Source organism: Burkholderia sp. BE17, assembly GCF_009362305.1.
Lineage (GTDB): Bacteria > Pseudomonadota > Gammaproteobacteria > Burkholderiales > Burkholderiaceae > Burkholderia > Burkholderia pyrrocinia_C.
This window is the reverse complement of record NZ_WHNU01000074.1, coordinates 1-21,018: the sequence shown is the minus strand read 5'-3', so window position 1 is coordinate 21,018 and position 21,018 is coordinate 1. Positions and strand designations below refer to the sequence as shown.

The window sequence follows — 21,018 nt, the reverse complement described above, 5'->3', positions numbered from 1 at the left end:
GATGATGTCCTGCCAGCTGATGTGCGAAGAAGCCGCGGTAAACGTCGCCCCGCTTGCCGGAACGGTCGGTGCGCCGGTGAAGCCGGTGCTGGTGCCCGAGCCCGCCGCGTCGATCGTGAGATCGGACGGGTCGAACAGCACACTGCCGGCAGCGCCGCCATTCGATCCGCCAGCCATGTCGACGCTGCCGTCGTAGTTCAGGATGTTGTGACCCGACACCTCGGCCCGCCCGCCGCTGCCCGAACCGCTGCCATGCGCCTGGAGATGGCCGTAGTAGTTCGTCGTGTCGTCAGCCCATACGACCACCTTGCCAGCCGATGCATTGCCCTGGGTGCCACTCGCATTCAACGTAACGCCACTACCCACGAAAGTGCCGGTCGCATTGGCGATATCCACGCCTTGGCCGTGCATGTCACCACCCACGCGAATGGCGCCACCACCGGCCGTTCCACTCGCGTCCAGTGTCGAAATACCCGTCAGCCCCGTATGCCAGCCAGTCACGTCAAGTTTCCCGCCGATCCCGCCCGCACCGGCAGCCGAAATCCGGCTCGAATCGACGATCACCGTGCCGCCACTCGTATCCGCCGTCAGCTTTGCGGTGCCGCCCTGCGTTCCGGAGACGTCAATCTGCGCACCCGTCACATTCACGTCGTGACCGGTCACCTGCACCGCACCGCCAGTACCGTCGGAATGTCGCGCCTGGAGCACGCCGCCAATCTGAGTGGTCGCGCTGCCGATACCCGTGATTTGGATAGTGCCATCCGGATTGGCCGATACACCTCCGGCCTGGATCATGCCGCTGGTGTTGATCGCAAGGGCGCCGAGATTGTCATTGACGGCCGCGAGCATCACCTTGGCCGCTTGCAGCGTGCCGGCAACGCTTACGTTGCCGGCTTCGCCGGTCTTCGGCGTTACCGTGATCGCACCATTGGACAAGGTAACTTGGTCGGCGGCGACCAGATTGATCTGCGCACCGGCCTTCAGAACGGCCCCGGCCTCAACGGCCACGCTGGGTGCCACGAGCGTAATGTCGCCGCTCGGCGTGCTGATCGTGCCCAGCACCTGGATGTTGCCCTTGCCACCCGCGATGAGCATCGCGCCGCCTTGCATGAACGCGGAGTCCGAAATGTTCCCGGTGCTGCCGACGAAGCCGCCCTGAACGTTGATCGCCCCGCTCGGCCCGACCACGATGCCATTCGGATTGAGCAGGAACACTTTTCCGTTACCCTGCACGAGCCCGTTGATGTTACTCGGCAACGTGCCCGTTACGCGGTTCAGCGTCGCCGACGAAGCATTCGGTGCGTTGAAACGCACCGTCTCGCCATTGCCGACGCTGAAGCTGTTCCAGTTGATGACCGCGCGACCACTACCCTGGTTGATCGTCGTGACGGCACCGGCCGAGCTGATCGATGCGGCGCCGGCCGCCACCTGCCCGCCTGTCGGCGCAGCCAGTGCGAAGCTGCCACCGTACGTGGCCAACAGAACCACTGCAATCTGCAGCACGAGCGGCTTGATACGCAGAGGTTGGGAATTCGCCTGCGACGACTTCGTGCGATTGTTTTTGATGGTTCTGTTCATATGCAGCCCCGTGCTTTGTTGATTCAACTGGCAAATACGATTGCGCGCCCATCCAATTGCCGCCTGAATACCGGCAAGCAGATGTCGACGTTCAGCACCGTCGCGTTTGGGCGCGCATCCCAAACAAGCTATCGATGGCGTGCGCGGTGCCCAAGTGTTACAGGCAGCCGAATCCACCATCCCTTACTGACATTGTTGTCGGGTGCCGCGGACAGACTTAGAAGTTTTGTGACACGCGCGTCCAACGCGGATCGCCACCGCGCGCACCATGTCGCGGTGCAATGCGGCGAAAGTCGCTCGCGTGCACGCTTCGGCCAGCTCGATAGGCCGCGTCGCTCGATCTACCTACGCGCATGACGTACGGCAACGGGATCGGATTGAATCAATAGGTCGACTGGCGACCACATCCGCCGCGCCAATAAGCGGGGGCAAACGGAATACGCAAAATTGAAGGGCACCGGGGAAGGCGCGCGCGAGATCCCGCACGCACGAATCGGAACAGGCGGCAACGCGCCTTCGCGCGTCGCGAGGGCAACACGACGCTCACACGGCGACAACGGAACTGGGCGCACCATCGAGCGCCTCGACCTCTTCGAGGCGCCATCCCTGGCCGTAGACCGTGCATATGCGTACGGCATATTCCGGCCGCAATCCGAGCTTCGCTCGCAATCGGGAAATGTGCGTGTCGATCGTTCGAGACATCGTTTCCGGCTCTCGCCCCCATATCACTTGGGAGATTTGCTGTCGCGATATGGTGCGTCCCGCGTTGCGGAACAGGAATAGTGCGAGATCGTATTCGCGCGCGGTAAGTTGCGCATCACGGCCATTTCTCTCGATCCTGCAGCGTGCGGGGTCGATACGGAACGCACCGATAGAAAAAGGCAGATCGTCCTGTCGTTGACCATATGCGCGACGCAGCAGCGCCGCAACCCGCGCCCGCAGCTCGGCGCTGCGATACGGTTTGACGAGATAGTCATCGGCGCCGGCGCGCAATGCAGCGACGACATCTTCCTCCGACGAGCGAGACGTCAGAAACAGAACAGGAATGGAAGAGGACAGATCCCCTCTCATCCGCAGCAAGACTTCCAAACCGGAGATATCGGTCAACTTCCATTCGACCAACAACAGGTCGAACCTTACGCTTCGAAGATCGCTCAAAAACCCGCCGCCGCTGGCGTAGCTACGGCACTCGTACCCATCCTGTTCGAGCAACTCACGGATCCACTTCGCTTGCCCTGAGTCACCCTCTAGTGAAGCAATCAGCATGGCCTTCCCTCAACCTGGAAAGTCATAAATTTCAACGTGTGCTCTGTAAACTTTTTCGTATGCCTACATTGCCCGATTTGATTCCCGTGGGCATCGCTCTGCGCGAGCGACATCCGCGCGCGGGTAAGAGCGGAAAACCAACCCGCCTCAACAACACCGACCCCACGTCGAAGCCAGGGACAGGGGCAATGAGCCCCTCCCATCGAGTGTTAGCAACGCACTGGTTACCGCTCGACCTTGGCGTCCTTCAGCAATGAATCGACGACGACCGCGAGTGCACGCTGGTTCTCCGCCGCTTCGAGCTGTTGCTTGATTTGCTTCTTGACGCTTTCGAATGCGGGCACCTGCGTCGGCCGAACCGAATCGAGCTTAGCGATCAGCCGAGCGTCGCCCACCTGAACCGGCATCGGAGTGACGCCCCCCGCGGACAACTTCACCAATGCTTGCGCCAGCGGCAAGGGCAAGCCTTGAGTCTGCCCTTCCTTCAGCGGCGTCTTGAAGCTGACCCAGTTCATCTCACCGCCGGACATCTTGTTAGGCGCTGTACTGTACTCGCGGGCGACCTCCGCGAAGTCCCGGCCCTGCTTCAGGCGAGCGAGCACGGTACGGGCAGCGGCATCGTCGCCAACACTGATGATTCGCGGCTTGTACTCCTTGTCGCCCAGGTTCGCCACGATTGCGTCGTAACGCTCCTTCACCTGCGCATCGGTTACCGCGGCCGGGCGTGCGCGATCTCGCAGATACAGCTGACTCTCCGCTTTTGCGCGGACTTGATCGATTGCTCGCTTCACTTCCGGGCGATCCCCGTAGCCAGATTTTTCCGCAGCCTGACGCACGACCTCACCCGCAATCAGGTCATTCGTTACCGCTGTTCGCACCGCGTCGGTATCCGGCAATCGCGCGAGTTGCATCGCGGCCTCGATCTCGCCCCGGGTTACCACTTGCCCATTGACTCGCGCGGCGACCGCCGAGGCATTGTCAGGCGCAGACGGGACGTCCGCTGCCCATGCAGCGCCCGCACACATCATCGCCACGACCATTCCAAGTACGCTTTTCGTACAGTTCATTTGGACACCTTAAAATGAAGTTTAAATTCCAATCGTCCGACGTCTTCGCCATCCGGCCTTTTCCACCGATGCGGCATCTTCGCGCTTTTTGTGCGATTACCACACCGCGATTTCACCCGATATTCCGACTGAGCGCACCGATTCCACGCGACTTCGCGATCACATCCGGCTCTCTCGCAAGAGCAACTCGATCGTAGTTGAACCACTGCATACGACGGACGAGCGCCACGGTTCTTGGAACATCGGCCGAGACCCGCACCGCGGAACCCGGATGCAATTATCCGGACATCGCCACAGAGGATTGTCAGAGGATGTCAGGACATCTTCACTCCAAAGTTGATGATCAGATGAATCACCAAACCTGGCAGAGATACCAGCAGGGTCGGACCACCGGTCTTTGTCGCGCGGCGACGACTATCCGGCCTCCTGCAATGCCCTTCCCCTTTTACAAGCATGGCGCCGACGCCCGCGCTTTCTTACGCGACTGTTGCGTCCTTCGCACGAACACCGGACCTAAAATGACCATCGGATGAAACGGATTCACAAGTAGAACACCGCACCGCTCAACGGCACCCTCACCTATCTCGCGTCAAACCAGGAACACGTTCCGATCCTCTGCATCCCTGATCCATGCCGGCGTACGTCCACGCCCCGTCCACTTTTCGCCCGTCGTCGGATTAAAGTATTTGACCGGGACGGTACGCCTGGGGCGCCGACCATCGCGAGACAAACTGGCGCCACCAAGGTCGTCGATAGCGATCCCGTAATCCGCCATTTTCCCCCGGATCTCGGCGATGACGCCGTCACGCTCTTGCATGCGCAAGCGCTCGATCTCCTTCTCGATCTCCGCCTTTCTTGCCAGAAGGTCCCTGACTGTCGACATCACGCTTCCTCAGTTAATGTGTTTGATATTTCGAGTGATCCGATATGCGGCCGATAGTGAAGGCCCTGCCGATCGGACCATCGAGTCGAATGTCCTCAAAAGGCCTCAGTGCCATCAAATTGGCCCTTCCAGGACCCGCCCGACCAGTTTCATAAACGATCCGATCGTATTGCCACCACACTGGTTCATGAGATTATCTTTTCAGGCGCACCTCAACACTGTCAGAGGTTGTCATGAGATCGTCCGCAAGCCGGTCACACTGATCCGGGCGCCTGCCGCAGCCCCAAACAGCCATTCACGGATTGCCAGTGCCCGGCGGGCAGAAAGAGACGGATAGCCGAGTTGCGACAAAAAGGTCGTACAAATCCATTGCGGTTCAACGGAACGATCCACGACGTTCACCACTCGTGATTTGAAGGGCGACGCGACTTCGACATCGTCCGAGCGCCGACGGGAGGCGGCCAGCCTCATAACGGCGGCAATCAACCAATATCCCGTCATCCCTATGGGGCCGGCACACCATATCGGTCCAGTGCAGCCCCCTCCGAGCGCTACCACAGCGAGGATGCAACTCGCAATATCCGTCTATTGCATCGATCTTTAACAACCGGTTCAGCGCGCGAACCCGCGAGACCGATCAACGGGAAGCGGCCCGATCCGGAGCACTTGACCCGGTTGAATCAGCGAAGCGGAAGCAAGATTGTTCCGGTTCATCAAGTCCTTCGGTTGCTGCCCGAAGGCCGCCGCAATACGCGCAACCGTGTCACCTGAATTGACACGATAGAACCCGGGCGACACGCTCGAAAAGCGGCCGTCCGCCTTCCCATGACGAGCATAAGCACTACACCCATCCGCCGGCACAACACCTGCAAATGCCGCGATAGGGTCTCCCGATCCACCTTTATGGAATCCGTCGGGCCGTACCGCAAACTTTGCCCCCTCAGTCATCACACTACGGTGCACATGTCGGTGCGGCTTCACCGCGCGTGGCGCAACCGGCGAAGACGAAGCCATATCGAGTTGATTCAGCTGACTAACCGTCAGAATTTCTACGGGCTGCGCCGCGTGTGCCGAAGCACAAAAAATAGTGCATGCGAGTGCGATGCCAAACTCGCTCACGATAATTCTTCTGTTCATTACACTTCTTTTCAGTTTTTTCGGCAATTTTTCTACGGAGCTTTTGGGTAGCAAAGTGGCGAGCCGCTAATTAGAGCGCGTCATCACCACCGAATCCGGTATGCTTCCGCGCGATCTCAACGACTGGATCGCAGCGAAATCGTGCGTGCCGCAAGAAGCCCGCACCGGGTACCCCGTAGCACGCCAAAGGGAGTTGCCACGATGTCGAATGAATTATGTTTTGATCCGCGCGGCAATACTGTCAGAGCATGTCAGCCCCCCCATCGGTCGGGCGGAAATGCGATCTGGATGTACCGGAGCCGTGAGCACCCTACGCAAGTGGTTCTGCTCGCAACAGCGGGCTACAGTAGCGACGCTTTGATCAAAGTTCCTTAGCCACGATCACGGGATCAAGCTGCTCAGCGCCTCGATTCCCACAGTCGCTTCCTCTATGCGCGAGCCTTCGATCGGCGTGCTGAGGTTCTTGACTATCACGCGTTGAAACTGCTGCCACGCGTCCACAAAACGATACGCCGGTGCCGCGGCCAGTTGAGCGTCATACAACAGCAAGATGCGCTCGATCGCCGCATAATCCTCTTCCCTCAACTCCCATTGACCGCCGCCAAGTGCGCGACAAACACAGTATTCAACGATGCTCTCCGCAGTCCGGAACTGCTCGAGATCCGAACCGGCCGCCGTCACATCGCGCATGAAATACGCCAGATAAACGATCTGCGACAGTCGACCGATCTGGAGCGCATCGCCGTGCCCGCTCCGAAGCACGGACAACGCGATATGCCCTTCGAGCGAGAGCGCCTGGACCCTGGCATTCGACATTGGCAGTAATTGGTCCTTGGGCCGCGGCTGTCGCCTCATGCGACGCGTTTGATTCCTAGCCATGTTCTCTTTGCATAGTGGGAAGTTTAAGGTCCGGATTTTCCAGCAGACAGTAACTTCCCCGACCTCACATTGCTCGTGCACAACGAATTCAACGATACGAATTGTTGTGCCGGCAACGACAGGCATTCTCCTCACTGCCCCGACGGAATGCTGCCGGGGCCCGTGTACGGTGGCGTTGCGCAATCATCGAACACCGCTGTGGCTCGTCGACGCAAATGTTTGGACACGGCCGGGCAGCCGACGGCAATCCGTCGCTGCCCGGCCGATGCTGCAACAATTACCACTGGTATCCGCCGCTTACCACCGCGCCGTATGTTCCACGCGTGTTGGAAGACACTGCGGCCTTGTAGACCCAATGGTTGTTCCCCGTCACGTGGGACACGCCAATTGCCTGACCAGACTGGCCGCGATAGACGCTGCCGGATACAGCGACCATGCTCATGCCAGGTTGGGTCGGCTGCGGCAGCCCCGCCACCGCCATTGCGGCAGCGATCCCACCGTCCGAGTCGCGGCGAACCGAGTCGATCCGATTATTCACACTCTGGATCTGCCGATCCGTATAGCCGTTTGCCTGGGCAACACTCTGCGACATCGCATCGTTCAACTGCTGGACGTTCACACCGTCGGTCGCGGCCGTGCCGGCTGCCATGTTGGTGATCTGACGCGCTTGCGACGGGCTGCCAATCGAAACGACGTTGCTGCGCCCTTCGTCCGTCGAATTGGCTCCGAGCGCCACCGAACTCGTTCCGCTCGACGTCGAATTGGTACCCAGGGCCATGCTGTCGACACCCGAGGCAGTAGAACGGCCACCGACCGCAACGCTATTGGCGCCCGATGCCGCTGCGCCGGTGCCCATCGCCGTGCTGCCCGTACCGGTGGCTCCCGAGGTCAGCGATGAAAACGAGGTCGACAGCGAATTCAGCGTTACGTTGGTCGTACTAAGGCTCGTCGACAGTGACCCGATACCGTTCGCCGTCGACGTGGACAATGAAGTGACTGCACTGTTGGTCGCGCTCAGGCCAGTCGACAACGAACCGATCCCGGTGGACGTCGACGTGGACAATGAAGCGACTGCACTGTTGGTTGCGCTCAGGCCAGTCGACAACGAACCGATCCCGGTGGACGTCGACGTGGACAGCGACGCAATCGCGCTGTTGGCGGACGACAATCCGGTTGCGGTTGACGTTGACAACGCGTTGACCGCGAGGTTCGTCGCGTTAAGCTCCGAGCCGTTTACCGCATCGGTGCTCGTCGCCGTGATTCGACCCGCCGCCACATTGGTGATCTGTCGCTCCTGGCCCGACGATCCGACGCTGACGACACCAGCCGGAGCCGTGCCCGCCACGCCGAACGTCGAACCGCCGACGGTCACGCTGGACACGGAATTCGCAGTCGACGTAACCGAATTCGCACCGAGCGCCACGGAATTGGCGTTAGCAGCCGTGGCATTCAATCCGATGGCCGTCGCGTTCACCGCGCTCGCATTGGACGTTCCGCCCATTGCCACCGAACCGGCGCCCGAAGCAGTTGCGGTCAGACCGATCGCCGCCGAGCCGCTACCCTTTGCAAACGCGGAGTTGCCAATAGCAACCGCCTCACCATCAGCCTTGGACACAACGCCAATCGCAATCGGCGACGCGTTCCCCGCACCTGACATCGTCGCGGCCGCTCCATTGCCGACCGCAATCGCGAACGAGCCAGCCCCCCCCATTGGCGATTGCGTTTGCTCCAGCAGCAATGCTGCCGACACCGGTTGCCGAGCTCGTACTACCGATTGCAATAGAGTTTGCCCCATTGGCCGAGGCTTGTGCGCCCAACGCAGTCGTGTTTGCTCCGTTTGCGTTCGCCCCGCCGCCATATGCCACGGCATTCGCTCCTGCCGCATTCGAACTACCGCCAACGGATGTTGCGTTGGCGCCAGTTGCAGTTGCCGCGTTCCCGATCGAAACAGCTGCCCCGCCGTTAGCGGTCGACGATATGCCGAACGCCTCGTTGTTCAGGCTTCCATCCGAACCAGCGGTTGCGGGGCTCACGCCGCCGCTCGTAGCCGAACCGGCACTGCTGGCTACCGAAGTTCCGGTACTGCCGCCTGACGCATAGTTGTAGGCATATGCCTGCCCAACCGGCAACAACATTACCGCAGCCAGGACCGCCATGGATACTTTCGATTGGCGGGGAATCCTGCCAGCCGCCTCTTTTCCGGATCCGTTTTCATAAACTTCGGAGTTCGAATTTCCCATGAAAAACACCTTTCGCATTTTTATATTCCCTTTCATTGATTAAAAATTCCCCGGCGTTTTAATGATGACGATGACGTCGCGCCGATGTGAGGTTGCCGACGATAATGGCAGAATTGACGACACGCTCCTGTTACTGAATTCCTCAAATGCCCAGCTTCGTGGTGGTGATATCACCACACCAGAACGATTCAATGTGGAAGAGGAGCGGTATCTCGATTACGAGAAATCGGTGTGCTTGCGGTGACTGGAGTTGCCAGTCCCGCCACCAGCACAACATGATCTTCAGTACGGTCCCTGTCATGTCCAACCGCGGCACCATCGGTCGCGACAATCGCGGTCGAACCGAAGACCGAACTGACGACAGAACCTAGAATGAAGCCGCCGATTGCACCGGACTTTGTGTTGATCTGCAGCGGCGCTCCTTCCACATCGGCCAGCACGGAGAACGTCGACGTAGCGAGCCGCTGCTTGAGCTCGTTGGGTGCAAGATGCTCTACCGTGGGGCCCAAAAAACCCGCGTACGCCGCACATGTTTTCGTAGAAAACGCTAGCACTACAAACGAATGAGTGACCGATGTTCTCTTGCCTTTAATTTTCATCCAGGGATCGCAGAGAAGTTCTGTGAATTGCTACGGATCAGAAACCGCAGGCCGATCTCCTTAATGTATAGGCTCATCGAACATCGACCGCGACATGCTCTCGTTCGGACGATCGACTCGCTGCCACTGGTCATGCAGCCGGGATCAATGCATGGAACTCTAATGCGACTTCCGCCCTTTCGTTGTCAGAGACTGTCAGGGTTCAGCCGCTACGCACATCGGAAACTGTCGTAAAACGTCAAGGAGCGACAATTGTTCATCAAACATATCGAGATTACCCCCGGGCGCTTTCACGGCACCACATCGTCACCCAGCCGCTGGCAGCAGCGTGGAATCGCGGTCGACTCGGTAATTCGCATGTTCGGCCGTTCCCGAAGACGCCATTTTCGATGTGGATCTCAGCGTTCGCATTCCTTATGTTTTATCTTGACTTGTTCCGCTCGCGAAGGACCGTTGACGCTAGTCCTATGCACATCCGACGCCCTTCGGGGCTAATCAGCCTGACGTTTCCTGACAGTTTGCACAGCACAAGCCACGTAACATGCCGGGCGCTCATGACATGGCACGAACATCATCGCGATCTACCGATTCCGCCCGGTCTTCGCAGTTGCGAAATCTGCGAGGCTCGTCATGATGTGAATGCAAGGTTGCGGGTTGCCCCAACGTCATGCCGGACATGGATTCGCAAGGCTCCACAAGTAGCGTGCCGTCACGGTATCGAATCAAGGGAGCGCCGACGGGAAGTTGATTTGGGTTCCGGCTGCCTCCGCAGTAGGCCAAAGCGAGACGTTCGCAACCCCGCGAATTTGTCAGACGGTGATGATGAAGAAAGGCCAACGCCTTCTTACGCGTGATCGAGCGCCATAGTCGGATCCAAGCTTCTCAGCCCTTTCTTCTAGTAACAGATGTACAAGACAACACGGTTTTCACTCGAAACGCATAGTGGCGCGTATGACTCGTGGCCAACACGCTCATGTCTGATCGTGGACGGTACGCGCTCGAATCTGCCAGTTGCGGGATATATTGTGCAACGTCAGTACGAAACCGCTGCGGGTTACCTCTTGATCACCAATTTCGACTGTCCGTTCGAGGAGGCGGTAAGTTTCGTGCTGATTGCCCGGGATTTGAGCCGGGTGCTGGCGGAGCGGACCATAGCGGTGACGTATTCCAGTGTCCACCTAGTCGACGTAGCATGGATTGACGAGTGGCACTTTTCCGTAACATTTGCAGGAATGAGAGGCGAATGGATGTTCAAGATTCGCCGTTGGTCTCTACCTCTTATTCGATCACGCTTTGAAATGAAACGTATCAGATAATGTTATAGAAGCGAATGCGGACACCCGATCGTCGCAGCAGATCGAGACAAGGCTATTCGACGCCACGATGTCAATTCCGACAATGTGAGGCATATGGCAATTCGTGGGACTTGAATTGGGGTGGGGTGGATCCTGGTCCGGATGAATCTGGATCGTCGCCTGATTCCGCCGCAGCCGATCGACCTGGGCGACACCCGGGTCAATGCCCGACAGGCGCAAGGAATCGCCAGATGTCGCGGGAAGCGCATTCCGGATTCGACGATGTCGTCGATCGACGTGCCGACCGGAATGTCGAACGCGGCTTCGGACATCGGCGCAATCGTGATCGAAGCCGGCGGCTGCTCCAGTTGCCGCTTCCGCGCCTGCTCGCATTGCTGCTCGATGATAGTCCTGAACGGGTCTGGCGCTTGACGGCGCGGGCTGGGCATGAGCAGGTCGATAGGCTAACCACGCAACGCAGGCAACTAGAACTGACGCTCCCAACCAGAGCTTCAGCAATACTCGCATCCTCACCTCGCCTTTACCGTCTTGGCCGTCTTTGCCGCTGCGAGGGCTGCCTTTTCCTGCGGGCTCGGGGCCGTCTCAAGGACAATCACCAGTGTCACGATCAATCCAAAGATCACCAGACCAAACACACCCAACAACGTTTTATTCAATTGAGCGCCACCAGCACGTCGTCAGGCCTAGATGCGGGTCGATCTGGACCGGTGTGCGCGAAGGGATGCGTACCGACCGCGGCGGACACGACAAACGCGGTTCCTGACGTGACGGAACCGCATTGGTTCGCATCTACCGCCACGGTCTTGCCTATCTTGGCGGCCGTATTCGTCGCGCCATTAGTGGAGGTGCAAAGGGTTGTCCCGCTTGCGCCGCTGGCCGTCGACAGGACGAGTTGGCTGCCCATACTGATGTGCACTCGCTGATCGGCACGCAGCGGTGCCGACAAGGTGACGCTTTGGCCGATCAGATCGATATGCCCGACCGTACCTTCGATACCGGCGCCAGGTCCATTCACACCCGCTGGTCTGTCGATCGAAATGCTGCCGGAGCGAACGTCGTACGCAACTGCCCCGGCGTACGCAAAATCTGTCGCGATACCGCTGCCAACGCCGGTCAGAAACTGAGGCGCGCGCGTCGTCAACGTCAGCCCCGGGATATTGATCATCACCATTCCGTTCACGGAGATGCCGCCGGGCGCGCTTACGATAACTGCCGCAGTGACGCCAAAAGTCTCCAACGGCCCATTCATCACCGCGATATTGTTCGACGTGATTGGGTTGATGATCGTCGAAGCAGCGCGTCTCCTCAGGTTAAGGTTCGCGCCAAGCGTACCGCCCAGCAACGGAGTACCAGGCACGGTGTTGTCGTCGAGCACGAGTCCTTCAGGGCCCACTCCGAAGGTTTGGTACTGGTTAAGGCTGATGCCGTTTGAATTTGGAGCCGCGATATTGACGGCGGGGACGTCCGTGCTGATCGAGGTCACCGTCGGTTGAAAAGCAATCGGTGCGTGCGGATCTACGAAGAGCGCCGCGTGTGCTGTTTGGTCCGCAAGGAACGCTGCCGGACCGAAATACATCACACCTGCCATCACCCAGGTGGTTGCCTTGATCCACAGCGCATGCCCTTCACTTTCCACGGGACTGACTTCGAAAGTGACTGCATTTTTGGCCGCGTCTCGTTGAACGAGGCGCTTCTCAATCTCGCGCATGACGCGGCGCATAATTTGGTCTCACTCAGTACATTTTGCCGTGATAGTCACACAGACGAGACCGAAAGATGGTCAGCAAGTGTCAGGGCTCCACCGAACACACTAGATCAAGCTGAGGCTAGCCCAGTTTCCGCGCTTCCCCGAGCGAAACGCGCGACAGCGGTCCAAGGCCCATTTCGCGCACTCGCCCATCGAGCGTGAAGCGAAACACCCATGAGCGTGCGCCGCTATCGGCGATCTGGAGGTAGAGGCCACCGCCGTCTGCGTAATGGCCTGGATCGGCCACCTTCGCGACGCGCAGCGCGCTAAGTCGATGCAAGTGTCGTCCCGCCATGTCGTCCTCCTTTCCTACCCACAAAAACCAACCCGCTACCCATGTTTCACGGAGAGATTGTGCGGAGCCGTGGCGGAAGTCGCAAGCATGCCGTTACCCACAAATCGCTTTGAAATCAGCGACCTACGGCACGTTTACGGAAGTGGTCGGAATACCTGGGAAGCCATGACTGGCGGAAGGCAGCAAACTGCAACCATCGGTCGCAGAGACCCGCCAGGTAAGACTCCCGCAGTCGGAGATAGCCTCCTACCCACAATCCTACCCATATTGGGCTCAGCAGCAATCCAATATCGGCCGCAATGCCTCGCCGGCAAAGGGATGCCGAGAATTTTCCCGCCAAAATGTCCCAAAAGTCGCCCGCACGCTCCCCGCGTTCGAGTCGCCCCACAAGCCACAGCGGGGCTGGCATGTGGTTTCCGACGAGAAGATGGACGTGGGTCCGAAGACTGGCACGGGCCCAAACCGGTTGGTAAAGAGAGCCGCACCTCGGCGCCACGCCTCACGAATGATAGGCCGTCTCCCCGTGCGAGCTGACGTCGAGTTCTTCACGCTCGCCACGCCATCGACACGCAGGCCAGTCGTCACATCGACGAGGTTGAACGCGACAACCGACACGACCGCCGACCACACGAGCGAGGTCCCGACGCCCCAGCAATGCGCGATCAGTTGTCCGCCGATGTTCTTCCGCCGAGCGGAGAGCTTCATCGTCCATTACCTCGGATGTGGACCGAGATACGTGAGCCGATGATGGATCGCGATGAGCGGGACAGGTTGGATCGCATCGCATAATCGGAGTGTCGCTGGCCACGCGACGCACTCACGCCCCTTCGATCGGCTTCGCGCTGACGAATTCGGTCTTCAGTGTCAGATAGATTGCAGTCCCCCGCCCTTCTTCACTCTCGATGTTCAAGTCCGCGCCCAGCAGGCGGGCGCGCTCCATCATGCCAAGCAGGCCGTAGGAACCGCCACGCGCAGCCACGGATGGATCGAATCCCCGGCCGTCGTCGACCACGGCCAACTCCAAGCCACCCACTGAACCGGTGAGACGTAATTCAACCTGCGTTGCACCGGCCGCGTGACGTGCGACGTTCGTCAACGCCTCCTGCGCGATACGAAATACCGCGGTGGAGTCCACATCCGACAATTTGGGTACCACACCGTCAATGAAAAATCGACAATGTGTACTACCGTGACGTGCAAACTCGGCCGCCAGCCACTCGAGCGCGGAAACGAGTCCAAAATTGAGCGCGGCCGGCCGCACGTGGTTCGCGATGTCGCGACCGATCTGAAGCGTCTTGTCGACCAGGGCTCGCATCTGGTCGATAGTCGAAATCTCCGCGCTTTCTGGGCCCATGCGTTCCTTCAGCAGTGACATGTCGATCCTCAACGCGGTGAGAATCTGACCGAGTTCGTCGTGAATCGTCATGGCGATCTGCTTCCGCTCGTCTTCTCGAATCGACTCCGCGTGTGCGGACAATCGGCGCAACTGTTCCTGCGATGTGATCAGATCACGCTCGGTCCGCTTTCGTTCCGTGATTTCCTGCTTTAATGCGGCATGGTGCCGACGCAGACTTTGGTGCGCCCGTCTGCGCCCGAAAATGTCGGCCAGCATACCTTCGATAAGTGAGCCTCCGGCCTCGATATTGCTGGCCGAAATCGCGTCGATTTCCGCCTTGACCACTCTGACTGGACGGTGGACGATACACGTCAGCAACAGATACGCTGAAGCGCCAAGTCCAAGCGAGACGAACGCCATCGAAGCGAGAAGAGCGACCAGTGCATGCCGACTTGAGTCGTTCACGCTCGGTTCCAACAAGACGATCTGGGTATCGCTTATTTTTTCCGTCGGCGCGGCTCCCCATGCCTTGTCGAATATTCCCCTTGCTTGCACGACTTCGTCAGTCGGGCCGGCGGATACCGTCGATCTGATCGATGCCGGGATCCCGATGCCGGCTCCAGTCGCCGTAAATTCATCAACCTCCGTGTTGGATGCCAGAGCGCCCAACAGGAATTCGGTTGCAGGTTTGTCCGTGTCCCACCGAGACGGCTTGAGCGCGATACTGAGCATGTGCTCCATACGCATGGCCCGGCTCTCGAGCATCTTGGCGTGCACCTGGCGCTCGTGTTCCGCCAGAACGTATCCCCCGATCCCGCCCACGCCCGCCACCAGTACGACGAACGCCAACATCAATTTACGTTGCAGGCCCGACAGGTAGAAAAAGCGGATGCATCTTTCAGTACGAGACATCGGAAGCCCCGCTCATAGTGGCCAGAAGCCACTCGATGCTGAAGTCATAATCGGCATTCGTCCGGCGACAAACTCTCGAAAATGTGCCGAAATCCGGATCTCCCAGGCCGCCGAAAAGCAGCGCGTAATACGAGGCGGCGTTACCGCGATCAACGAGCGTCAGAAAATCGCGCTTGAGACGCGCGTGCCCACGCGTAGCAAAATCGACGCCCATGTGGTGGTCGCAGATCAACACCATGGCGAATGCTCCGATGAAGTAGTCGCCGGCCAACATGGCCGTCAGTCCACCGCTCCTCAGACTCCTCAGCGCCTCCGGTAATGCGCGCATTCCGCCTAAGATCGCGCGCAAGCCCAACGCATCACATGCGGTCTTCGCACCGAGCGTCATGGCACCGTTCGCTGCCCCGATCGCGTTGGTTCGCGGAAATCGCGTCAATAGAACGCGGGCCTTATCGTGGTTGTCACCAAAAGTCCAGGCACGATAGGACCGTTGGTTCAAATTCGCCATCCGTGGTCGGTCCATCCCTTCCCGGCTTCTCACGGCGCGCTGCTGCGAAACCGGCGAGGATGGATCACCGGCAATTCTGATCACCCGCAGTGCATTGTTGCGCTTGACCAAGTACGCCATGAGACGGTAACCGGCACTAGACGCGTCCGCCGTCACGGCGACGATCCAGATTGCGATTTGTTCGCGCTCGTTGTCGATTTCCCTGCGCTGGGCTTCCGTCAGATCGTTACCGGTAACAACGATCGTCGACCGTACGCCGTGCAGCGAGCGCAGTATGCGCGGCGGCGTCCGCTTCTCGTTGACGATCACAATGTAGTCGGGCGCGCTTGGCACGCGAGCCAGCGTCTCGGCCTGACGCCGCATCACCAGATGGTCCGGGCCCGGATATTGCACTTCGAGCCTCAGGGTCAACGTTTTCGCAGCAGCCGCCATGAAACCACTGACAAGCTGCCGTTGCTTTGCGCTGGCCCGCTCAACCGATTCCCCGGGATTGAGAAAGACAAGGCGTGGGGAAGCGCCGGCACACGGCGTTAATCGAGCTCCGATGGCCAAGGTCGAGGCCGCGCCAGCCAGCAGCACGTGCCCTCTCGTCGCGAAATTGTCACATGCCATGGTACGTACCAGAACAATCGTAGGCTCCCCGTTTTCTACCAACTGGCTCCTCGCACGGAGGCCAAGCGTGCTGCAGGCGCGCAAGGATACACGCTAAACTCAAATGTTAAAAAATCGTTTTACAATTCGGGAAGCACAAAGCGTATAACGCACCATACCGGTGCTCGGGCAACACGGCCCTGAGGCAGCGTGCAGCGTTCCGGCACTTTTCTCGACGTATTTATGTTGATTCAAACGGTGATAGCCGACGATCATGCGCTCGTTCGGGGTGGTATCAGGCAGATGTTGGCGACGACGTCCGATATCGTCGTTGTGGCAGAGGCAGGAGACGGCACGGAGTTGTTCGATCGACTGAGTGCGCATGCCGCCGATGTTCTGCTGCTGGACTTCACGATGCGCGGACTGTCGGGCGTGGAACTCATCCGGGCACTGCGCAGCGAGTACCCGATGCTGCGGATCCTGGTCCTGAGCGTTCACAACGATCCGCAAACCGTGACGCACGCGCTACGGGCCGGCGCATCAGGTTATGTGACCAAGTACAGCGATCCTCACGTGTTGATTGACGCAATTCGACGGCTTGCTGCCGGCGGTCGCTTCATCGATCCGCAACTCGTCGAAACCGTCGTTTTCGACGCATCAGCGAGTGCGCCGATGGTCGATGATGTGCTGTCGGCCCGTGAGCGGCAGGTTCTGCAACGCTTTGCGGCCGGCAGCAGCATTAATGAAATCGCTGCTGAATTTTCACTGAGTGCAAAAACAGTCAGCACACACAAAGTCAGATTGATGCAGAAGCTGGGAATACACACCAATGCCGAATTAATTCGTTACGCAATTAAACATAATATTGGAACGAATTAATTGATCCCAGCATATCATTGACAAATAAACGCTCACGGCAATATTTCAAGATCAATAGCAACCGACTTTTTTTCCTACATCCGATCGACCAGATCCTTAATCCATCTCTCTCTCACTCCCAGCCGGTTTCATCTTGACATGTCGCATTAGTGTGGTGCGATGCACGTTAAATCGCTTCGCAACCTGGGATGGCGTGTGGTTCTTCAGCAGTCGCCCAGCTTCGATGCGCTGCACATCGTTCAAGACCTTTGGGCGGCCAATATGGCTACCGCGGTCTCGAGCCGCGGCCATACCAGCTCGGGTGCGCTCACTGATCAATCCCCGCTCGAACTCCGCGAGTGCGGCCAGCATGTGGAACGTGAAACGGCCACTTGGCGATCGAGTATCGATATATTCGGTTAGCGACACGACACGGATTTTTCGCTTGTCGAGTTGCCCCATGATATTGGCTAGATGTCCCAATGAACGGCCGAGACGATCAAGCTTCCAGACGACCAGGGTATCTCCTTCGGCCAATTGCTCCAGTGCACGGTGCAAGCCGGGTCGATCAAATCGCGCCCCGGATATGCCCTTGTCGAAGTGTGTAACATCACACCCGAAGCCGTTCAGTGCGTTCATTTGCATATCGAGATGCTGCTCGTCGGTCGAGACTCGTGCATATCCGATTTTCTTACCGCCAATCTCCATCTCTCCACTCCTAAAACCAAGAATCAATCATCGCTTTCAAGATCGAGCACCCACACAACGTCTCCCCGAACATCGCTGCAGCCTCGGATTTGTTTTTGTTTGGCTAATCAATGATGCAAGGTTATCGCACCCGATAACAATTTCATTGTTAACAATTGAAAAAAATGAAGCAATCCCCCAACATTACATACAATCCGAGATGTAATTAATTTTTATCTTACAGATGAGGTAGGAAAATCCTTAACCGTTTCCAATGAAAATCCTACAATTTGAACCGCGTTATGCTTTAACCCCTCACCGGGAAAAACAGCCATACTTATAGGCAGATTCGAATATTGTTGAATCTACACATCTCCAGTGGAGCAGGACCGCAAGCCGGAGATGGATTACGGCTCTGAGATATGGCATCGACCGTTCGGGTGTGTGCGTCTCGATGACGATGGCGACGTAAATTCGCGCACACGTTGATCCAGATCCAAAACAGTAGACCTCGGTAGTTGGAGGAATTTGCAATGACCAGCGCGTCGACCACGGCACGGGCACGCCATAATGCGCTTGCGGGTGTAGTCGCACTTCCCCGTCACGGCGACGGTCGGTCGTCGAGGCTGCGAGAAAGCACGGGGTTCAGCGACCAAGCGATGGACAACTGGAGGTAGTGCCCCGAAGGCCGCCGACGTGCTGCACTGAATCGCCGAAGAAACGCCAATGGTTCTGCGCCGTCTGGTCGGCGACGGTGGCGCTGCTTGGAAAAAGCGCCCTTATCGCCCTTCTTGTCATCCGGGTACTTATCCAACGGCCCCAGGTGGAAGTGCCGCGTCTGGCCACGGTAATGATCCTGGCCCGGGTGGCGCAATAGGAAGGCATCGACGTACGGGCATCATTCGTGTCCTTCGACGGACATCATGGCATTCGTCGTCGAACACTCCAAGACAGTACTGTCTCGCGCTTACGCGTGAAACCCATCGCGACACCCGGGAGAAGTCCGCGGAGCAACGGAATGGCCGAGAGTTTGCCGAGGCCAGCGGCACGCGCTTCCGCCAGATTGTATCGGTCCGCAAGCGGAAATGTCCTCAAGAAGCTTTTTTTGCATACACTAAGCGTAGCGTCTCGCTCACATCCGACACTGGAGCCGATTACATCGGCCAGGAACTACATTCGCCAAGAACTGCTGGGTGGCGACCGATGCACCGGTCGGTCGCCACCAAATCGTCGCCAGCTTAAAGGCTTCGCAGTCCACATCCGCCTCAATTGAGATAGGTCACTCCATCCTGATGGCTCAGGTGTTGCAGCACGGGATCATCCGCGTGAGCAGCGATGAGATTCATCCCAGCTGGGAAATAGCGGTATCCGAATTCGTCTAGCATACCTGTGATTGCTGCCTGATCGGATTTGATAATTTCGATCGCCAGTATCGGCTTGAGCGTCTGCAGTGTGTGTCGGGCTCCTCGCAGCACGTCGACTTCCATCCCTTCGACGTCGAGCTTGAAGAAATCGACGCGTTCGAGTCCAAGCGAATCGATGCTGATCATCGGCACGCGCGTTCCGTTTGACGGGTCGTACGAAATGCGCTGCCCGATATCTTCGGTGTTCCTTTGCTGGCGCAATTCGAGACTGCCGAAGCTGGCGTGCGCGAAATAGTCCGGTTGTGGAACGATCAATTCGCCGTTGTGCTCGCCCAGAGCGGCAAGCTTCGCGCGTGCATTCAGGCAATTATTGAGAGCGATGTTGCCCACCAGGGCATAGTAGATCACCTCCTGCGCTTCAAAACTGAGCACGCGTCCCCAGCCGTGCATGTGACGAGCCCATTCGATCGTATGCACGCCGATGTTGGCTCCGCCATCGATCGCCACGACACCATCGCCGAAATACTGCTGCCGTCGGCTAAGCAGGGCAAGCGCGAAGGCGACTTCACTCGCGTCATAGCTCGACTGTTGCAGGATCTGCTGTCCGACACCGTAGACGCCTCCGCAGGAGGCGACGTTGTAGTCGTTGCGATTGACAATCATCGTGCCATGATTCGAGGCTGCGAGTATGAAGGCGATGGGGCGATGGGGGAGCGACATGGGACGGTGAGCCATTTCATGAAGTTGTACTGGTTGTCCAGTTCATCAAAGCGTTAGTTTTATCGAACGCTGCGTTTCGCTATCTGGGGCATGCACGGTGAGCAGCGAGATCGCTCGGGCCGGTCGGAGAGAAACCGAGAATCGAGCCATGGCTGCCTGCCTCATCTCGCGAGAAACGAGATGCCGAACAGCACCCCGAGCGCGACACCTACGAGCCGCCCCTGAAGGGCCGCCTTCAATCGGGATGCATCGTAGGTCGGCACCCGCAAGCGCTTCGCCCTGAGCAGCGTCATGACCGACGGCGCAATCAGCACCGCGGTCACCAAGGCCACCCCACCGGCGACAGGCCTCCACCCGTCGGCTGGCAACCGCGTGAGGGACTCGATCGCGTAACCCGCGATCGGCACAGCAGCAGCGCCGCAGACGAGTCCGAGCAGTGCGCCGCGGAACAGCGCATCGGCTTCGTAAGAAATTTCCATGTCATGCAGATCCTGATGAACCGGGTGCGCGACGCCAACGTCTGTGCTACTGGCAGCACGCACCCAGTGAGCGTTAAGAAAGGTTTTCATGCCGCAATTGCCGTTGCAGGGCGGTGCGCACACGTTCGATCACGGGGGCCCAATCTCCTGGCGTCTCCTGACGGAAGAGCCGCGCAGACGGGTACCACGGTGAATCGTCACGACCGTCGAGCCATCGCCAACAACCGTCGAAGCGGCAGAGAATCCAGACGGGCTTCCCGAGCGCGCCGGCGACATGGGCGACGGACGTGTCGGCGGTGATGACGACGTCGAGTGTGGAAATGATGGCCGCGGTGTCGGCGAAGTCGTCCACCTCCGCCATCGGATCGAGTGGGCGCAATCCGGCCGGAATGTCGACCATCTGACTGCGCGCCGCCTCCCCCTTCTGGAGACTCACGAAGGTGGCACCGCGTACGTCCAGTAGCGGCAACAGGGCCGCGGCGCTTAGTGAACGCCGGCGATCGATCGCGCTGGCGCCCGGCATGTCCGGCCGAGGATCGCCCGCCCAGACGAGACC

The 21,018-nt window shown here is 58.8% G+C and carries 18 protein-coding genes and 3 pseudogenes; 2 read left to right on the top strand and 19 right to left on the bottom strand.

Annotated elements, in window-relative coordinates; translation table 11 throughout:
* The 10 genes and pseudogenes from GD429_RS38810 to GD429_RS40855 all read right to left on the bottom strand — a co-directional run.
* A partial coding sequence (locus GD429_RS38810) for a filamentous hemagglutinin N-terminal domain-containing protein (protein WP_193727337.1) occupies positions 1 to 1,578 on the bottom strand: 1,578 nt, incomplete at its 3' end.
* A gap of 543 nt (positions 1,579 to 2,121) precedes the next feature.
* Positions 2,122 to 2,844 carry a response regulator transcription factor gene (locus GD429_RS38805; RefSeq protein WP_152865328.1) on the bottom strand — a complete coding sequence of 241 codons (723 nt, stop codon included), beginning with the start codon at positions 2,842 to 2,844 and terminating at the stop codon, positions 2,122 to 2,124.
* Between the two features lie 224 nt (positions 2,845 to 3,068).
* Positions 3,069 to 3,911 carry a peptidyl-prolyl cis-trans isomerase gene (locus GD429_RS38800; protein ID WP_227792184.1) on the bottom strand — a complete coding sequence of 281 codons (843 nt, stop codon included), beginning with the start codon at positions 3,909 to 3,911 and terminating at the stop codon, positions 3,069 to 3,071.
* A gap of 589 nt (positions 3,912 to 4,500) precedes the next feature.
* Positions 4,501 to 4,794 carry an H-NS family nucleoid-associated regulatory protein gene (locus GD429_RS38795; protein ID WP_152865326.1) on the bottom strand — a complete coding sequence of 98 codons (294 nt, stop codon included), beginning with the start codon at positions 4,792 to 4,794 and terminating at the stop codon, positions 4,501 to 4,503.
* 612 nt (positions 4,795 to 5,406) lie between these two features.
* Positions 5,407 to 5,913 carry a LysM peptidoglycan-binding domain-containing protein gene (locus GD429_RS38790; RefSeq protein WP_193727335.1) on the bottom strand — a complete coding sequence of 169 codons (507 nt, stop codon included), beginning with the start codon at positions 5,911 to 5,913 and terminating at the stop codon, positions 5,407 to 5,409.
* A 399-nt stretch (positions 5,914 to 6,312) separates the two neighbouring features.
* On the bottom strand, positions 6,313 to 6,747 hold the full coding sequence (locus tag GD429_RS38785) for a hypothetical protein (RefSeq protein ID WP_227792179.1): 435 nt from the start codon (positions 6,745 to 6,747) through the stop codon (positions 6,313 to 6,315).
* Positions 6,748 to 7,087: 340 nt separating this feature from the next.
* Complete coding sequence (locus GD429_RS38780) at positions 7,088 to 8,560, bottom strand: YadA family autotransporter adhesin (protein WP_321575134.1); 1,473 nt, start codon at positions 8,558 to 8,560, stop codon at positions 7,088 to 7,090.
* A 49-nt stretch (positions 8,561 to 8,609) separates the two neighbouring features.
* Positions 8,610 to 8,945: pseudogene (locus GD429_RS38775) on the bottom strand (adhesin); the annotation flags it as partial.
* Between the two features lie 293 nt (positions 8,946 to 9,238).
* Complete coding sequence (locus tag GD429_RS38770; protein WP_152865314.1) at positions 9,239 to 9,649, bottom strand: hypothetical protein; 411 nt, start codon at positions 9,647 to 9,649, stop codon at positions 9,239 to 9,241.
* Positions 9,650 to 10,935: 1,286 nt separating this feature from the next.
* Positions 10,936 to 11,184, bottom strand: a complete 249-nt coding sequence (locus tag GD429_RS40855; protein WP_415748977.1) for a hypothetical protein — start codon at positions 11,182 to 11,184, stop codon at positions 10,936 to 10,938.
* Between GD429_RS40855 and GD429_RS41955 the strand changes: the two genes are divergently transcribed.
* Positions 11,107 to 11,376, top strand: coding sequence for a hypothetical protein (locus tag GD429_RS41955; protein ID WP_152865310.1), 270 nt, complete (start codon positions 11,107 to 11,109; stop codon positions 11,374 to 11,376). The genes GD429_RS40855 and GD429_RS41955 overlap by 78 nt on opposite strands.
* A gap of 98 nt (positions 11,377 to 11,474) precedes the next feature.
* On the opposite strand, the gene GD429_RS40850 is transcribed toward GD429_RS41955, so the two are convergent.
* From GD429_RS40850 to GD429_RS38735, 5 genes and pseudogenes are all read right to left on the bottom strand, one after another.
* On the bottom strand, positions 11,475 to 11,621 hold the full coding sequence (locus GD429_RS40850) for a hypothetical protein (RefSeq protein WP_193727331.1): 147 nt from the start codon (positions 11,619 to 11,621) through the stop codon (positions 11,475 to 11,477).
* Positions 11,618 to 12,673 (bottom strand): filamentous hemagglutinin N-terminal domain-containing protein, encoded by a 1,056-nt coding sequence (locus GD429_RS38755; RefSeq protein WP_227792162.1) that lies wholly within the window; start codon positions 12,671 to 12,673, stop codon positions 11,618 to 11,620. The genes GD429_RS40850 and GD429_RS38755 overlap by 4 nt, the downstream gene beginning before the upstream one ends.
* Before the next feature lie 124 nt (positions 12,674 to 12,797).
* Positions 12,798 to 13,007: pseudogene (locus tag GD429_RS38750) on the bottom strand (Arm DNA-binding domain-containing protein); the annotation flags it as partial.
* A gap of 817 nt (positions 13,008 to 13,824) precedes the next feature.
* Positions 13,825 to 15,255 carry a sensor histidine kinase gene (locus GD429_RS38740; RefSeq protein WP_152865306.1) on the bottom strand — a complete coding sequence of 477 codons (1,431 nt, stop codon included), beginning with the start codon at positions 15,253 to 15,255 and terminating at the stop codon, positions 13,825 to 13,827.
* A complete protein-coding gene (locus tag GD429_RS38735) occupies positions 15,242 to 16,342 on the bottom strand; it encodes a substrate-binding domain-containing protein (protein ID WP_193727330.1) in 1,101 nt (366 codons plus the stop codon). The genes GD429_RS38740 and GD429_RS38735 overlap by 14 nt, the downstream gene beginning before the upstream one ends.
* A gap of 258 nt (positions 16,343 to 16,600) precedes the next feature.
* On the opposite strand from GD429_RS38735, the gene GD429_RS38730 reads away from it, so the two are divergent.
* Positions 16,601 to 17,233 carry a response regulator gene (locus tag GD429_RS38730; RefSeq protein ID WP_152865332.1) on the top strand — a complete coding sequence of 211 codons (633 nt, stop codon included), beginning with the start codon at positions 16,601 to 16,603 and terminating at the stop codon, positions 17,231 to 17,233.
* Positions 17,234 to 17,329: 96 nt separating this feature from the next.
* On the opposite strand, the gene GD429_RS38725 is transcribed toward GD429_RS38730, so the two are convergent.
* The 4 genes and pseudogenes from GD429_RS38725 to GD429_RS38710 all read right to left on the bottom strand — a co-directional run.
* Complete coding sequence (locus GD429_RS38725) at positions 17,330 to 17,920, bottom strand: recombinase family protein (RefSeq protein WP_152865302.1); 591 nt, start codon at positions 17,918 to 17,920, stop codon at positions 17,330 to 17,332.
* Positions 17,921 to 19,164: 1,244 nt separating this feature from the next.
* Positions 19,165 to 19,983, bottom strand: a complete 819-nt coding sequence (locus tag GD429_RS38720; RefSeq protein WP_152865300.1) for an FkbM family methyltransferase — start codon at positions 19,981 to 19,983, stop codon at positions 19,165 to 19,167.
* A gap of 161 nt (positions 19,984 to 20,144) precedes the next feature.
* Complete coding sequence (locus GD429_RS38715) at positions 20,145 to 20,552, bottom strand: hypothetical protein (RefSeq protein WP_152865298.1); 408 nt, start codon at positions 20,550 to 20,552, stop codon at positions 20,145 to 20,147.
* Positions 20,536 to 21,018, bottom strand: a pseudogene (locus GD429_RS38710) (hypothetical protein); the annotation flags it as partial. The gene GD429_RS38715 and the pseudogene GD429_RS38710, both read right to left, overlap by 17 nt.